The 15938-nt window shown below is 62.0% G+C and carries 15 protein-coding genes; 4 read left to right on the top strand and 11 right to left on the bottom strand.

Features of this window, described 5'->3' with window-relative positions; genetic code table 11:
* The first annotated feature begins 13 nt into the window (after positions 1–13).
* Genes A6070_RS01305 through A6070_RS01295 form a run of 3 tightly spaced genes read left to right on the top strand, consistent with a single transcriptional unit; the run spans position 14 to position 6619 of the window.
* A complete protein-coding gene (locus A6070_RS01305) occupies positions 14–2443 on the top strand; it encodes a TolC family protein (RefSeq protein ID WP_072286706.1) in 2430 nt (809 codons plus the stop codon).
* Positions 2444–2447: 4 nt separating this feature from the next.
* The gene (locus A6070_RS01300; RefSeq protein ID WP_072286705.1) at positions 2448–3551 is read left to right on the top strand and encodes an efflux RND transporter periplasmic adaptor subunit; all 1104 of its coding nucleotides are present in this window, start codon (positions 2448–2450) and stop codon (positions 3549–3551) included.
* Positions 3548–6619: an efflux RND transporter permease subunit gene (locus tag A6070_RS01295; RefSeq protein ID WP_072286704.1), complete on the top strand. Its 3072-nt coding sequence runs from the start codon at positions 3548–3550 to the stop codon at positions 6617–6619. Before A6070_RS01300 ends, A6070_RS01295 begins: the two co-directional genes overlap by 4 nt.
* Here the strand turns inward: A6070_RS01295 and A6070_RS01290 are convergent.
* Positions 6606–7106, bottom strand: coding sequence for a methylated-DNA--[protein]-cysteine S-methyltransferase (locus A6070_RS01290; protein ID WP_072286703.1), 501 nt, complete (start codon positions 7104–7106; stop codon positions 6606–6608). The genes A6070_RS01295 and A6070_RS01290 overlap by 14 nt on opposite strands.
* Before the next feature lie 59 nt (positions 7107–7165).
* Entirely contained in the window at positions 7166–8332 is a 1167-nt protein-coding gene (locus A6070_RS01285; RefSeq protein ID WP_072286702.1) for a radical SAM protein, read from the bottom strand.
* A gap of 222 nt (positions 8333–8554) precedes the next feature.
* On the opposite strand from A6070_RS01285, the gene A6070_RS01280 reads away from it, so the two are divergent.
* A complete protein-coding gene (locus A6070_RS01280; RefSeq protein ID WP_072286701.1) occupies positions 8555–8863 on the top strand; it encodes a ferritin family protein in 309 nt (102 codons plus the stop codon).
* On the opposite strand, the gene A6070_RS01275 is transcribed toward A6070_RS01280, so the two are convergent.
* From A6070_RS01275 to atpD, 9 genes are all read right to left on the bottom strand, one after another.
* Positions 8856–9764 (bottom strand): F0F1 ATP synthase subunit gamma, encoded by a 909-nt coding sequence (locus A6070_RS01275; protein WP_072286700.1) that lies wholly within the window; start codon positions 9762–9764, stop codon positions 8856–8858. The genes A6070_RS01280 and A6070_RS01275 overlap by 8 nt on opposite strands.
* On the bottom strand, positions 9736–11301 hold the full coding sequence (locus A6070_RS01270; protein WP_072286699.1) for an alternate F1F0 ATPase, F1 subunit alpha: 1566 nt from the start codon (positions 11299–11301) through the stop codon (positions 9736–9738). Before A6070_RS01270 ends, A6070_RS01275 begins: the two co-directional genes overlap by 29 nt.
* Positions 11298–12077: a F0F1 ATP synthase subunit B family protein gene (locus A6070_RS01265; protein ID WP_072286698.1), complete on the bottom strand. Its 780-nt coding sequence runs from the start codon at positions 12075–12077 to the stop codon at positions 11298–11300. The genes A6070_RS01270 and A6070_RS01265 overlap by 4 nt, the downstream gene beginning before the upstream one ends.
* A gap of 3 nt (positions 12078–12080) precedes the next feature.
* Positions 12081–12365 carry a F0F1 ATP synthase subunit C gene (locus A6070_RS01260; RefSeq protein WP_072286697.1) on the bottom strand — a complete coding sequence of 95 codons (285 nt, stop codon included), beginning with the start codon at positions 12363–12365 and terminating at the stop codon, positions 12081–12083.
* A gap of 196 nt (positions 12366–12561) precedes the next feature.
* Positions 12562–13254 carry a F0F1 ATP synthase subunit A gene (locus tag A6070_RS01255; protein ID WP_072286696.1) on the bottom strand — a complete coding sequence of 231 codons (693 nt, stop codon included), beginning with the start codon at positions 13252–13254 and terminating at the stop codon, positions 12562–12564.
* A gap of 96 nt (positions 13255–13350) precedes the next feature.
* Positions 13351–13638, bottom strand: coding sequence for an ATP synthase subunit I (locus A6070_RS01250; RefSeq protein WP_072286695.1), 288 nt, complete (start codon positions 13636–13638; stop codon positions 13351–13353).
* Positions 13625–13993, bottom strand: coding sequence for an AtpZ/AtpI family protein (locus tag A6070_RS01245; RefSeq protein ID WP_072286694.1), 369 nt, complete (start codon positions 13991–13993; stop codon positions 13625–13627). Before A6070_RS01245 ends, A6070_RS01250 begins: the two co-directional genes overlap by 14 nt.
* Complete coding sequence (locus A6070_RS01240; RefSeq protein ID WP_072286693.1) at positions 13990–14373, bottom strand: F0F1 ATP synthase subunit epsilon; 384 nt, start codon at positions 14371–14373, stop codon at positions 13990–13992. The genes A6070_RS01245 and A6070_RS01240 overlap by 4 nt, the downstream gene beginning before the upstream one ends.
* Complete coding sequence (gene atpD / locus A6070_RS01235) at positions 14370–15791, bottom strand: F0F1 ATP synthase subunit beta (RefSeq protein WP_072288076.1); 1422 nt, start codon at positions 15789–15791, stop codon at positions 14370–14372. The genes A6070_RS01240 and atpD overlap by 4 nt, the downstream gene beginning before the upstream one ends.
* Positions 15792–15938 lie beyond the last annotated feature (147 nt).

Genomic DNA, 15938 nt, shown 5'->3' with positions numbered 1-15938 from the left:
AGGATGCCTCTTTATGATGTGCCGCCATCTTTTGCCGCTGCTTCCGCACCTTCGCCGCCGGCTTGCCGGCCTGCTGCTGCTTCTGACATGCCTGCTGGCCTCACCGGTGACCAGCGCCGCCCGGCCCGTGAACATCGGGGTGGTCATGGATGGCCCCTGGCAAGGCAACCAGGCCATTCTGGAAATGTTTCAGGCCGAAATCAACGATCTGCTCGGCGCCGAATTTCATACCCGGTTTCCGCAAACCGCCCTGTTGACCGCCGACTGGAGCCAGCAGGGCGTGCACCGTAACATCGACCGACTGCTGGCCGACGACAGCATCGACATGATCCTCGCCCTCGGGCTTCTGGCGGGACAGGACCTGGCGCGTCGCGGACCGTTGCCCAAACCCTGCCTTGCGCCGCTGACCGTCGATCGCGCTGCCCAGCAACTGCCGGCCAGCAACGGCAGCAGCGGCGTTTTCAACTTCAACTACATCGCCACCACAAGCCCCCTGTTACGCGACCTGCGCCTGTTTCGCGAACTGGTGCCGTTCCAGCACCTGGCCATCCTTGTTCATCGTCCCTACCATGAAGCTATTCCCGAGATCACCCGCAACCTCAAACGGCAACTGGCCGAAACCAGCGTCTCCCTGAGCGTCATCCCGGTAAACGGCGCGGTGGAAGCTGCCCTGGCAGCCCTTCCTGAAGAAACGGAGGCCGTCTACATCACCCCTCTGCTGCTTGCGGAGGAATCCTTCCGCCAACTGATCGCCGGGCTTTCCGCCCGCGGACTGCCCAGCTTTTCCTACCTGGGTTACGAAGAAGTCTGCAAAGGGGTACTGGCGGGAGCGGCTCCGACCACCGATTTTGCGCGACTGGCACGCCGCACCGCGCTGAACATGCAGCGCATTTTGCTGGGTGAGAACGCTGCCAGCCTGCCGGCCACCACCTCCCTGGAGGACCGCCTCGCCATCAATATGGCCACGGCCCGCGCCATCGGCTTCTCCCCCGCCTGGAACATACTTAATGAAGCCGAACAGTTATTCGCCGAGCCGCTGACAGCGACGCGGCGCTGGTCCCTGGACACGGTGGTAAAAGAAGCGGAAGCGGTGAACCTCGACCTGGCCGCCGCCGACCGCAAGGTCGCCGCCGGCCGTGAAGACATCCGCAAGGCTCGCGCCGGACTGTTGCCGCACCTGGAACTATCGGCGACCGGGAGCCTTATCGATCAGGACCGCGCCGCCGCCAGCTTCGGCACCCAGGCCGAGCAGAGTCTGAGCGCTTCCCTGGAACTGCGGCAGAATCTTTACTCCGAATCCACCTGGGCCAATCTCGATATCCAGAAACAGCAGCAGCAGGCGCGGCAGGAAGAACGGCGCCAGTTGCGCCTCGATGTCATCCAGGAGGCGGCCTCCGCATACCTCGATGTACTGCGGGCCAAAACCCTGCAGACGGTACAGAGAAACAATCTGCGCGTGACGCGCTCCAACCTGGAACTGGCCCGTACCCGACGGGAAATCGGATTTTCCAGTCCCGCCGAAGTCTATCGCTGGGAAAGCCAGCTGGCACGGGACCGCAGGGCTCTCATCGACGCCGACGTGGCGCGTACCCGAGCGAAAATCGCCCTCAACCGCATCCTGCAGCGCCCCCTGGAAGAAAATTTCACGACATCCGAACAGGGCCTGGACGATCCGGTGCTGTTGGTCAGCGACCCGCGCCTGTTCGCCCAGCTTGCCACTCCGGCGGCATTCGCCAGATTTCGCGATTTTATGGTGGCGCAAGGCCTGAAAGCCTCCCCGGAGCTGCAACGCCTGGATGCGGCCATAGCGGCCCGCAGACGAGCCCGCCTTGCGGCCCGGCGATCGTTCTGGGTTCCGGACCTGTCCCTGCAGGCCGGAATCACGCACATGCTTGATGAAACCGGCGAAGGCGTTGAATCGCCCTTCAGTCGCCTCAAGGGTTTGCTTCCCGTTAACATCCCGGAAGCCGATGACACCTCCTGGAACGTCGGCATTCGCCTGTCGCTGCCCCTGTTTTCCGGCGGCACCCGCTTTGCCGACCTGGTGCAGGCTGAACGCCAGGTCGAGGGGCTGGAACTGGAACGCAAGGCGCTCGCCGCCCGCATGGAGCAACGTATCCGTAGCGCCCTGCACAACAGCCGGGCCTCCTACACCGGTATCCGGCTGTCCCGCGAGGGGTCCGAAGCGGCGGCCCGAAACCTGGAACTGGTGACCGATGCCTACTCGCGCGGGGTGGTCTCCATCCTTGAACTGCTTGACGCCCAGAATGCCGACCTGGTCGCCGAGCAGGCCGCCGCCAATGCCGTTTACGATTTTCTTCTCGATTTGATGGCCGTACAGCGCGCCATCGGCCAGTTCGATTTTTTTCTCGGGGCCGACGACCGGGAAAACTGGTTCAGGCACCTCGAACAATTTCTGCAACAGGCCACCTTGCCGGAGTGACGCCATGCCCGTCCGATACCTTGCCTTTCTGTCGATCATCCTCAGCCTCATGGCCTGCAACGACAACGGTCCGCCTCAGCCACCCCCGCTGCGTCCGGTCCGCAGCGCGACGGTAAGGGCTTTCAGCGGACAGATTCAGCGCTCGTTTTCCGGCATTTCCAAAGCGGGCCAGGAGTCCAGGCTTTCCTTCCGGGTGCCCGGCGCCATCGAGGGCCTGTTTGTCAAAGTCGGAGACCGGGTGCAGGCCGGACAACTCATCGCCCGCCTCGACGCCACCGACTACGAGCTGCAGAAACAGGAGGCACAGGCGGCTCTCGCCAGAACCCTGGCCCAGGCACGCAACGCCGAAGCCAACTATGCCCGGGTGCGGGCCCTGTACGAAAACCGCAATGCTTCCCGCAACGACCTCGATGCGGCCCGTGCCGCCAGCGAATCGGCCACCGCGGCGGTACGCGCAAGCGAGACCCGTCTGGAACTGGCCCGCTCGCAGCTGCGCTATACCCGTCTCACCGCGCCGGTCAACGGGGCCATCGCCAGTGTTCCGATCGAGGCCGGTGAGAATGTTGCGGCAGGCCAGATCGTGGCGCTGCTCACCGCCGGGGCCATACCGGAGGTCGGTGTCGCCATCCCGGAGAGCCTGATCGCCGGCATCGAGCGCGGCGACGCGGTAGCCATCCGCTTCGATGCCCTGCCGCAGCGTGTCTTCGAGGGGCAGGTGACCGAGGTCGGCGTGGCGGCCACCAGTTACGCCACCACCTATCCCGTCACGGTGCGCCTGAGCGGCGCCGACCCGGCCATTCGGCCGGGCATGGCAGCGGAAGTCGCTTTCAGCTTCGGCCAGAGGACCGAAGGCGGCACCCGTTTTCTCGTCCCTCCCGAGGCGGTTGGCGAGGATCGCGCCGGGCGCTTCGTGTTCATCCTTGAAGTCGAGGGGGCAAATCTGGGCCGGGTCCGCAGACAACCGGTAAGGGTCGGGGAACTGTCCGCGGAAGGGCTCGAGATCGTCTCCGGTCTGAAGGACGGCAACCGCATCGTCACCGCCGGCGTCGCCCTGATTCAGGATGGCCAACAGGTCAAACTGCTCACGGAGCCGGAGCCCGCGCCATGAATATCACGCGCGCGGCACTCGACAAAACCCGCATCACCTACGTCGCCCTGGTGGTGGTGGCCCTGGCCGGGTTGTTCTCCTTCAAATCCCTGCCCCGGGACGAGGATCCCGGGTTCGTGGTGCGCACCGCGCAGGTGCTGACCTATTTCCCCGGCGCCAGCCCCGAGCGGGTGGAGCAGCTGGTTACCGACAAGCTGGAGAAGGTCATCCAGGAAATCCCCGAGATCGACTACATTGACAGCGAATCGAAACCAGGCGTCTCGGTCATCTTCGTCAACATCCTGGAACGCTACAAGAACATGCGTCCCATATGGGACAATCTGCGTCGGAAGGTGCAGCGCGCCACCGGGGATCTGCCCGACGAAGTGGTGGGGCCTTTCGTCAATGACGAATTCGGCGATATTTTCGGTACCATTATCACCATCACCGGCCAGGATTTCAGCTATGCGCAGCTGAAACAGATCGCCGAAGACTGCCGAAACGAACTGCTGCTCAGTGACGAAATCGCCAAGGTCGACATCCAGGGAATCCAGCAGGAACGCATTTTCGTGGAGTACAACAATGCCCGGCTGGCCGAACTGGGGCTGTCGCCGCTGCTGCTGAAAAACATCCTCGAAGCCCGCAACATCATCATCCCCGGCGGTGAAATCTTCACCGACAAGGAACAGATCGTGCTGGAACCGACGGGCAATTTCGATTCCGTCGAAGACCTGCGGCGTACTGTCATCAACGTGCCGGGCAGCCGGGACGTGGTCTACCTGGAGGATCTCGTCAGCATACACCGCGGCTACATCGACCCGCCGAAGGCCAAGGTCCGCTACAGAGGACAGCCGGCACTGACCCTGGCCCTTCACCTGCGCGAGGGAGGAGATATCCTCAAGCTCGGGGAGGAGGTCCGGCAGGCCATCGACCGTTTTCACGAGGCCTACCCCATCGGCGTCAGCTTCGATGTGGTGGCCTTCCAGCCAAAACACGTCGAACGCAAGGTCTCGGAATTTACCGGCAACCTGCTGCAGGCCATGGCCATCGTGCTGACGGTGATGCTGGTATTTCTCGGCCTGCGCACCGGGCTGGTGGTATCGAGCCTGATTCCCATGGCCATGATCATGTCGCTGATGGTGATGGGTTTTTTCAACATCGGCATCGACCAGATGTCACTGGCATCCCTGATCATCGCCCTGGGCATGCTGGTCGACAACGCCATCGTCATGAGCGAATCGATCATGGTGCAGATGGCGGAGGGCAAACCGGCGCGGCAGGCGGCCATCGATTCGGCCCAGGAACTCAAGATCCCCCTGCTGACCTCGTCGCTGACCACCGCGGCCGCCTTCCTGCCGATTTTTCTGGCCAAATCCTCCACCGGCGAATACACGGCGCCCCTGTTCAAAGTGGTCACCATCACCCTGCTCTGCTCATGGCTACTGTCGCTGACCATGACCCCGCTGCTGTGCAGCCATTTCCTGCATCCCGACAGCAAGGCCGGCGCCGTTGATTTCCAGTCCCGTTTCTATCGCGGGTATCACGGCGTACTGCTGGCATTGCTGCGCCACCGGTGGCTGAGCGTGGCCGGCATTGTTGTGCTGTTCATGGCTGCCATGCTCGGCATGCGGCTGGTCCCCAAGACTTTTTTCCCGCCCAGCGACAAGGCCATCTTCTGTGCCGAACTGCGCCTGCCCATGGGCACGCCGCTTAAACGAACCGAAGCGGTGGTGCAACAGATCGAGGATTTCATGGGCGCCGATCTGGCGTCCGGAAACGGAGGTGAAGGGATCACCGACTGGGTCGCCTTTATCGGTGAAGGGGCGCCGCGCTTCATGCTCCCCTACAAGCCGGAACCGCCCAGCCCGGAATATGCCTATGTACTTGTCAACGGCACCTCCCGCCGCCACCTCCTCGACAGCGCCATGCCGCGTCTGGAAGCCTTCTGTCGTAGCCGCTTTCCCGACCTCAATCCGCGCATCCGGCCTCTGAACCTCGGTCCGCCGGTGGACAACCCGGTGGAAATCCGCCTGTCCGGCAAAAACAGCGAAGAACTGTTTGGCATTGCCGACAAAGTCAAGGCGCATCTCGCGGGCATGCCGGGCATCCTCAACATCACGGACGACTGGGGAGCCCGCACCAAAAAACTGGTGGTGCGCGTCAACCAGCCCCGCGCCCTGCGCGCCGGTCTGACCAGCCGCGATGTGGCGGTATCGCTGCAGACCATTCTCAGCGGCATCACCACCACCGAGTACCGCGAAGCAGATGAAGTCATCCCGGTCACCCTGCGCTCCACGGCCGCCGACCGCCAGGATTTCGGCAAGCTCGAAACCCACAACATCTACGTGCAGCGCACCGGGCAGTCCGTGCCCCTGAAACAGGTGGCTGATATCGAAATCGCCTGGCAACCGGCCAAGATCCTGCGCCGCGACCGGCGCCGTACCGTTACCGTTGAAGCCGGCCTTGACACGAACGGCAACGCCATCGCCATCGCCCGGCAACTGGACCACTGGCTGAAGAAGGAACAGCGCGGCTGGCCCTTCGGCTACAAATACGAAATGGGTGGTGAACTGGAAACCTCGGGCAAGGCCAACGAATCGATCAACGTCAATCTGCCCATCACCGGTCTGCTGGTGGTGCTTTTACTGGTAGGACAGTTCAACTCCCTGCGCCGCCCGCTGATCATCCTGTTGACCATCCCCCTGGGCATGATCGGCGTGACCGCCGGCCTGCTGCTCACGGGGAGCTATTTCGGCTTCATGACCCTGCTGGGAGTGGTGTCACTGGCAGGCATCGTTATCAACAACGCCATCGTGCTTATCGATCGCATCGACATTGAAATCGAGCAGAACGGCCTGCCGCCAGAGCGCGCGGTAATCGAAGCGGCCATGCGCCGGCTGCGGCCCATTTTGCTGACCACCGCCACCACCATCGGCGGCCTGCTGCCTTTGTGGCTCGGCGGCGGCCCTTTGTGGGAACCGATGGCGATCGCCATTATTTTCGGCCTGCTGTTCGCCACCGCACTGACCCTCGGCGTGGTGCCGGTGCTCTACAGCCTGTTCTTCAGGGTGGGTTTCAAGGCACGGTGATTCCTTCCAATGCCAGCAGTGCCCGCTTTTTGTCCAGCCCTCCCGCATAGCCGGTGAGGCTGCCGTCGGCGCCGAGTACCCGGTGACAGGGAATCAGGATAGCTATCGGATTGCGTCCCACCGCGCCACCCACTGCCTGTGCCGACATTGCGGCTATCCCGGTTTTTTCGGCAACTTCCCGTGCGATTTCGCCGTAACTGGTGGTAGCTCCTCGGGGTATTCGCAACAAAATGCTCCATACCGTCTTCTGAAAGGGCGTTCCTCCGGGATCGAGGGGAACATCGGGGACAGTTGCCGCTCCGCAAAAATAGCCCTGGAGCCATGCCCGCAGAGCAACCAGCACGGGATCATCGGGCTGCTTCAACCAATCATTCATGCCGGCTGCAAAGTGTTTCTGGCCGAGAAAATTCAGCACCGCTAGCTTGCCGCCTTTGGCAGCCGCCAGCATGGGTCCCAACGGCGTATCGATGGTACAGGTATGAGTCATAAGTCGACACCCTTTCCTTGACGACAAGTTCGCCGGCTGCTCCCTGGCCAGGCGACGATTCAGATCAAACGCTGCATCAACAGCCTGCAGATCTCCTCGACATTGTCCGGCGTGGCGCCCAGTTTCCGGCAGATCGCCGCGGCCGCCGCCTGCCTGCCGGGATCCTGCAGATCCGCCAGGCCACGCAGCACGCCGCCGCGGCGGCCGACAAGATACAGGCAACGCCGCTCGTCGGGCAGGACAAGAAACGCCTCAACCATGCTCCGCAGCCGTGGCAGATCCTTGGGCAGCCGGCCCGACAGATCTTCGAACAGGTTCAGCGCATGGTCGCTGACCAGTTCGCCGTGGGCCGCATCGAGCGACTGCAGAAACAACAGCAATTCCCGAGCCAGCTCCCGGCTGTCACACAGTTCAAAGCGGCCGCTAAGCCATTCCTGCGCCAGGGGCACGCCGCCGGGGATGGCCAGGGTGCGCAGACGGATAAATTCCGGATCGATGGCACACAGGGCGCTTGCGGAATCCCGGGCATGGCGTTCCGACAGGTTTCTGCCTCCCAGACCCGGCATGACATAGGCGGACAGCTCGATGCCAGCCTGCCGGACCCGCCGGCCGGCCATGATATGCTCAGCACGGCTGGCGCCTTTGCATACCTGCCGCAGCACGGTGTCACAGCCCGACTCCAGGCCGATGTGCAGGCGCGACAAGCCTGCCTGGCGCAGGGCTAAAAGGTCTTCCGGGCGATAACGTAATACCGTTTTGGAGCGCGCGTAAGCGGTAACGCGAAAGGGCCAGGGGAAGGTTTTGCGCAGATGATCGAGGATCGCCCGCAACTGCACCGGGCCGGCGATCAGACCGTCGGCATCCTGCAGAAATACCGACTCTAAACCGCCGCTCAGCCAGAGTGCCGCAGCCCAGAAAGGCGCCCTTTCCGCGGCGGGAAGGTGATCCCGCCATAACGCAAGCACGGAAGCATCCAGTCTGTCCCCGGCCAGACGCTCCCGCAGCGTGTCGAGATGCCGGGCGACGACATCGATGTCCCGGCGGATGTCCTCCACGGAACGCAGGGAAAACGCTTTCCCCTTGTAAAGAGGACAGAAGGTACAGCGGTTCCATGGACAGTGCCGGCTGACACGCAGCAGCAGGCTGCGGGCCTCGCTCGGAGGCCGGACAGGACCCTGTTCGAAATGCCATTTTTCGGATTCCGATACTTGCAACGGTTCTTTCATGTCCACCTCGCAAACATGATAACACGGACAACCGGACAAAGGCACTCTTGCGGAAACCTTGCTTTTCAGCGCAAAGCGGCTTGACATCCCGGATCGATCGGTTATCAACCATAAAGAGAAGATCATTGCGACTCGTGCACTGCGGCGGTCCGCCGATCGCAACGAACACATAAGGCCGCAGCTCTGTTTTTGGTCTTGAACCTTCAACGAAAGGAACATGCCATGCCTGAATTCGCCAACCCGTTCGCCGGAAACGCCCGTGAAAAAAAATTGACCAAGCAGGAACTGATCCGCGCCATCCGCTACATGATCGCCGCCGAGTACGAGGCCGTGCAGCTTTACATGCAGCTGGCCGAATCCACAGACGACAAACTGGCCATCGAGGTACTCAAGGACATCGCGGATGAAGAGCGGGTGCACGCCGGCGAGTTCTTGCGCCTGCTGAAACACCTGGCGCCCGAAGAGGAAGAGCTTTACGAAGAAGGTTTCGAAGAGGTCGAGGAAATCATGGAAAAGATGGGTATCAAGTAGTCGTTTTTTTGGCTTTCGCCATGGGGCCCTGGGCACCACCCAGGGCCTCGAATCCGGAAATGATATCGAACAGCTCCTCGGTTATCACCGTCTGACGCAAGGTGTGGTAGCGGGCCTGCAGATTTGCCTGAAGTTCCTCGATATTTTTTTCGGCCCGCTGCATGGCGGCAAGCCGTGCCGCATTTTCCGCCGCCAGCGAGGTAGCAAAGCCGCGAAACAGCGTCACGAACAGGTACTCGCTGATCAGCGCTGGGAAGGCCTCCTGCCAGGGTGCCGGAACCATGGGCAGGCAGCGCCCCGGCCATCTCTGCCCGGCCATCTGCCGCAACCAGTTTTCGTCTGGCGGCATCAGCAGCCGGCACTGCTGTTCATAGGCGGCAGCGGCGAGGGGCCGGTTGTGAAACAGCAGCAGCCGGCAGAGCCCCTGCGTGTTGCGCTTTTCGTAGCGCAAAAGAACCTCCTGCACAATGGCGGCAATGCCCTGCACTGAGGTCGGCAGGACGAAAAAGGCGTCGACCTTTCCGAACCTCTCCTCGGCGCCACCGGCGGCCTTTTCGCCGGCAACCCAGCATTCCGCCGTTTCCTGGCGGTTGCCGTCGCGTCGCAGCCAATCGACGGCGAAGTCAAGCATGGCTTCGTTGAAACGGCCGGCCATACCCTGATCCGAACCTAGAATCAGCGCCACGGTAGCAACACTCTGCGGCGCGCAACCCGCCAGCGGATGATCCCGCAGCACCGCCCGCAGCCCCAGTTCCACCGCTTCGTAATAACCATCCAGAGCGCGCACCGCATCCTCGTACTGGCGGATGCTGACCGCCGCCAGCGCTTTCATGGTACGCACCACCATGTGCAGGTCGGCGGCGCTTCGAATTTTACGTTGCAGCTGCTGCAGCGCCGGCATCCCGATCCTCCCCGGTTATGGCGAAAGGCCGCGCCGCCTTTTGCGCGGCGTCGTGCATGGCATTCAGGTCCTCTGCCGAAAGCGCCTCGTTACTCAAGATGCGTTTTCCGATTTCCGGCAGTTCCGTCACTATATCGCAGACCGCCGATTCCGCCTCGGCCAGGCGCGCCTCCGCCACGGCATCGAATACACCGCGGTTCAGTGCATGCAGCACCATGACCTGCTGCGGCGCGGTTCGGGGCCGGTATTGCGGCTGTTTGAGAATGGCGCGTATGCGGCGGCCACGATGCAGCACCTGCCGGGTCTCTTCATCGAGCCGTGTGCCGAAACGGGCAAAGGCTTCCAGTTCCTCGAACTGCGCATAGGTCAGGCGCAAATCACCCGCAACCGCCCGGTAAGCGGCCAACTGGGTCTTGCCGCCAACGCGGGAAACCGATTTGCCGACATCCACCGGCGGCAGCAACCCTTTCTGGAACAGCTCGGGCGACAGATAGATCTGTCCATCGGTGATGGAGATCAGGTTGGTCGGAATGTAGGCCGAAAGATTCTGTGCTTCGGTTTCGATGATCGGCAGAGCGGTCAGGCTTCCACCGCCGCGCGGCTCACCGAGATGGGTGGCGCGTTCCAGCAGCCGCGAATGAACATAGAAGATATCGCCGGGAAACGCCTCGCGCCCCGGCGGCCGCCGCAACAACAGCGAAATTTCGCGATAGGCCCGGGCATGACGGGTCAGATCATCATAGACAATCAACACGTCGCGGCCGTGCTCCATGAAATGCTCGGCCATGCTGGTGGCGGCATAGGGCGCGATATACTGCAAACCCGGCGGCGCATCCCCTTCGGCCACCACCACAACGGTATAGGCCATGGCCCCGCTGTTACGCAACTCGGCCACAACCCCGGCAACGCTGGAAGCGCGCTGGCCGATGGCACAATAAACACACAGAACGTTCTTGTCCCGCTGATTAATGATGGTATCGACGGCAATGGCGGTTTTGCCGGTCTGCCGGTCGCCCAGGATCAACTCGCGCTGACCGCGCCCGATGGGAATCAGGGCATCGATTACCTTGATGCCGGTCATCAGGGGCCGGGTCACCGGCAACCGGTCCATGATCGGCGGAGCCGGACGTTCCACCGCAAGACGACGCTGGAAAGCCACCGTCTTAACACCGTCGAGACTGCGCCCGACCGGGTCCACTATCCGTCCTATCAGACCTTCCCCCACCGGCACGTCAAAAACCCTGCCGGTGCGGCGCACCTCGTCCCCGGCCTGCAGATGACCGTAATCGCCCAGCAGCACCACGCCGACCCGCTGTTCCTGGACATCCAGCGCCAGCCCCACCAGGTTTCCGGGAAACGCCAGCAGCTCCTCGCACTGCACGCCCGTCAGCCCGCCAACCAGGGCGATCCCCTTGCCGACATACTCTACCCAGCCGACATGCTGCAGCACCAGCTCGGGAGAAAACTCCTCAAGGGCCCGATCCAGAGCATCGAAGGTGCTGCCCAGCAGTGCGGTCAAAGACGGCGAACTTTTCATGGCGGTTCCTCCGCCGCCGGCAGGGACTGGCCATCATAAAGGGCGGCAACCTCCTTTTCCAACTGCTCGAAATAGCTGTCCACGCCCCATGACAGCTTCAGTCCGCCCACGCTCAGCTCAATCCCCAGGGGCATCTCCTCCCGGTCTTTGAAATCCATGGACACCTGCTGCCCGAAAACACCGCGAACCCCGGTGGACAATTGCTCGCGCAAGGCCTCCGGCAGAGTAAAGGGGCTGCGCACCGAAACCCCACCTTCACCCGCCGCCCTGGCGACCTGCTCCCGCGCGGTGCTGTCAAGGGTCGCCAGCCTCTCCCTGAACCGGGCAACCATCAATTGTTCCAGTTCGGCATTGGCCAGATCCCCCAGGGACTTGCGGGCAACCTTGAGCATTTCCCCTCCAACCCGCATTCTGAGCTCGGTGAAAAAAGCATCCCGCTCCTCGCGAATACTCTGCAACCAGCCACCGCGCACCTCGGCCGCCTCCTTTCTGGCATCGGCAAGCAGCTTGCGACGCTGGTCCTCGACCTCTTCCTCCAGCTGCCGCAGCCGAACCCCGCGCGCTTCTTCCAATTCCTGCAACAGGCCGCGATACTGCTCCTCGAGCTGCCGGGCTTCGTTCACCTTGCTTTCCGCTTCTTCAAAACGGGTTGACAGCCGCTCCTCCCTGCGATCCATGGCGCGCAGGATCGGTCCGTATAAAAACCGCTTGAGCAGAGCCACCAGGATCAGGAAATTGACTGCCTGGGCCGCCACCGTAAACCAGTCGATAAGCACGGATCAGCCTCCTTCTCCGGCCCTTGCCAGGAAAAACTGCCAGAACGGATTGGCAAAGATCAGAATCATGGAAACCACGAAGCAGTAAATAGCCGTCGATTCAACCATCGCCAGCCCCACAAACAGGGTCCGGGTGATGGTGTTGGCCTCATCCGGCTGTTGCGCCAGCGCCGACAGCGCCTGCGCCAGGGCTCGACCCTCACCGAGAGCGGGACCGATGGCGCCGATACCGATGCAGATCCCCGAAGACAGAATGGACGCTACAGCCACCCATGCAAGATAATCCATGCTTTCATCCCCTTTTGTTGGGTTGTTCGAGGTGCAAGGTGCAAGGTGCAAGGAAATCGCCGGCATTCCTTGTCCGTTGCGGTCAGCTAATAATATCCGTTGTCATCTCCGCAGACTCCGGACCACCGAAATTTCCAGGTTTGCCCCTTTCCCCTTTGGCCTTTAACCTTTCATCTTTGGCTTTCAACCTTGAACCTCAGGTATTGGCCCTTTCCTCCCGCTGCTGCTCCAACTGCGCCGCGGCGGCGATATAGACGGCTGCCAGAACAGCGAAGATATAGGCCTGGATGACCCCGGTTATCATGCCCAGCAGCTGCATCAGCACCGGGAAGAACAGAGGCGCGATAGACAGCAGGATGCCAGCGATCATGCTGCCGCTCATGACGTTGCCGAACAAACGCACGGCCAGAGCCAGGGTGCGGGACACCTCGCCCATGAGATTGAAAGGCAGCATGAACACCGAAGGCTTGATGTACAACCGCAGGTATCCGGCCAGGCCGCGGCGCTGAATCCCCCACAAAGGGACTGCGACAAACACGCAGATCGCCAGCGCGGCGGTTGTCGACAGGGAACCGGTGGGGGCCATGTAACCCGGGATGAGCGACAGCAGGTTGGAAAACAGCACAAACACAAACAGGCTGCCAAGAAACGGCAGAAACTCGCGCGGCGGCGTCAGCCCCATGTCATGTATCTGGCTTTCCATGCCGGAGACCAGCACCTCCAGCAGATTCTGCCAGCGCGACACCCCCCCGTCGCTGCGCAACCGCCGTGTGATCAGCCATGAGCCACCTGTCAGCAGCGCCATGTTCAGCCAGGTAACAACGATAGTGGCATTGAGCTTAAAGCCGTACCCTTGCCAAAAAATGAAGATGTCAGGTGTTATTTCCATATAGATATATCCTGAAGATTCGTTATGACCCGTTCCGTTACCAACAACCTCCCAGTCCTCAGTCCTCAGTCCTCAGCACTCCAACCCGCCCCCGAGTCACTTTTGTTTTTTCCCGACAAAATGCATGCCCAACCAGAGCAGGCGCGCCAGCATAAATCCCCCCATGGCAATCATCATGGCCCAGATACCCCAGGCGGAAAGCAGGTAGAACGCCAGGAGCACCGTCAGCAGGCGGACCCCGAAACTGACCGTTAACAGCAGTTTTGGCGAGGAGGACCGAGCCAGGCGCTGCACGGTCAGGTACAGGCCGCCAAAATAAGCACCCCCCAGCACCAGTCCGGCAATCAGTGCCAGAAACAGTCGGCCCGGCTCAGTCGGAGTCATCCGGAGCCTCCTCTTGCGGCCGGTTGTGCTCGGCTTCGATCTCCCTGCGTTCGCGGCTGATCCAGAACCAGGCATTGAGACAGCCGAGACCGACGCCGATAACCAGCAGCATCAGGGTCCAGGAATAGGGGCCGCCATGCCGGGCATCGATCCACACTCCCAGGGCGGTAAAACCGACCGCCGGAATGGCCACCGACCAGCCAACCAGGCCGAACATGCCCAGGCCGAACCAGGCGTTGCGTTCCCGCTGCCTTTGGGCGCGCAGCTTGCGCTGCTGTTTGGCGGCCAGCTGGCGGCGCAACTCATCCCGCGACTGCTGGCCTGGCCGGGAGGTTCTGTTCTTGACATCGTTCATGACAACTCCATGAAGCGCCGTAAAAAATCCGATTCCAGGCGCGCCATGGCGCTGCGCACCAGTTTTTCCTGTTCATCGAGATTACGAAACCGCGATTGCACCACCTCCAGCAGATCTTCCAGATTTTCACCGGCAACCGCATTGCGCACCGCCACCGACACCAGATCGTCGCGCTTGACGAGCAACCCCCGGTCCACGGCCAGATAGCGGCCCCGATCCTGCTCCGCCAGTTCGTAATAAAGCAGGCCGGGAACCAGCGGCGTCACCAAGTCGACATGCCGCGGTCGCAAACAGAAGGCGCCACGCAATCCTTCGCTGACCACCTTGATCACCACACAGTCCAGGACATTGCCCACCGGCGTCTGTACCTGAAGCCTCATGATTCAGCCCCCTGGCTGCCGACTTCGCGCGCGCGCAGGCGGCTGCGGGCCTCCTCGATATCACCGATCATGTAAAGCAGTTTTTCCGGTGCGTCGGAAAACTCATCGTCGAGAATCGCCTCGCAGCCGTCCAGCGCGGCATCCAGAGAAACGGTACGGCCCTGCATGCCGGTGAACTGCTCGGTGGTATAAAACGGCTGGGTTAAAAACCGTTCCAGACGCCGCGCGCGAAACACGGTGTGGCGATCCTCCCGCGACAATTCCTCCAGGCCGAGCATGGCGATGATGTCCTTGAGTTCTTCGTAGGTTGCCAGGGTGCGGCGGATTTCCTGGGCCAGCCGGTAATGCCGCTCGCCGACAATGCGCGGATTGAGCATATTGGAATTGGACGCAAGGGGATCGATAGCCGGGTAGAGCCCCTCGCTGGCACGCCGGCGCGACAGCACGATGGACGCGGAGAGGTGCGAAAAGGTATGCACGGCCGCGGGATCCGTGAAGTCGTCGGCCGGCACGTACACCGCCTGAATCGAGGTGATCGCCGCCTGGCGGGTGCTGGAAATGCGCTCCTCCAACTCGGCGAGTTCGGTACCCATGGTCGGCTGGTAACCGAGACGCGATGGCATCAGTCCCAGCAGGCCGGATATTTCCATGCCGGCCTGAATGAAACGAAAAATATTGTCGATAAGCAGCAGCACGTCCCGGCCCAGATCGTCGCGAAAATATTCGGCCATGGTCAGGGCGGTCAATCCGACGCGGAAGCGGGCACCGGGTGGCTCGTTCATCTGGCCGAAGACCATCACCGTATTGTCGAGCACCCCCGCTTCACGCATCTCCCGGTAGAGTTCCTCGCCCTCACGGCACCGTTCACCGATGCCGCAGAACAGCGAAACCCCTTCATGCTGGCCAACCATATTGTGAATCAGTTCGGTAATCAGTACGGTCTTGCCGACGCCGGCACCACCGAACAACCCGGCCTTTCCGCCCCGTTCCAGGGGCGCCAGCACGTCGATGGCCTTGATACCGGTGACGAATACCTCGGCGGCGGCGGATCGCTTCGCCAGTTCGGCCGGTTTGGCCAGCACCGATCGCCAGCTGCAGTTTTCGGGAGCTTTGCGGCGGTCGATCGGCTCACCGAAAACGTTGAACATGCGCCCCAGAATCGCCTCGCCCACCGGTGCCTGCAGCGGGGCGCCGCTGTCCCGGATGGCGTCCCCGCAGGCCAGCCCCTGAATCGGTGTCAGCACATTGCCACGCACATGGGTATCGTCGAGATGCAGCACAACTTCCACCACCACCTCATCCCTGGCGCCCGCCCGCAGCAGCGCATTGAGTGCCGGCAAACCGTTTTCGAACCGCGCGTCGATCACCCCGCCTCGAACAGCTACAACCGTGCCTGGTGGTGCCGCCTGTGCCTTCATGTAAGTGCCTCTTTCGCAAAATGCCGCATAGCCTGTATCCATCCGCAGGTTCCGGAAGGATACCAGCCTGTTCATTTTACCAGATTTTTATCCGGCGTCCGGTCCGGTCGGCCCTCCCATCCGACCGGCGGCACAAAACACTGGCAA

It is taken from the genome of Syntrophotalea acetylenica (genome assembly GCF_001888165.1).
In the GTDB taxonomy this organism is placed as follows: Bacteria; Desulfobacterota; Desulfuromonadia; order Desulfuromonadales; family Syntrophotaleaceae; genus Syntrophotalea; species Syntrophotalea acetylenica.
Note: the sequence above shows the minus strand (reverse complement) of the source record. Positions and strands in the feature narration are given on the sequence as shown.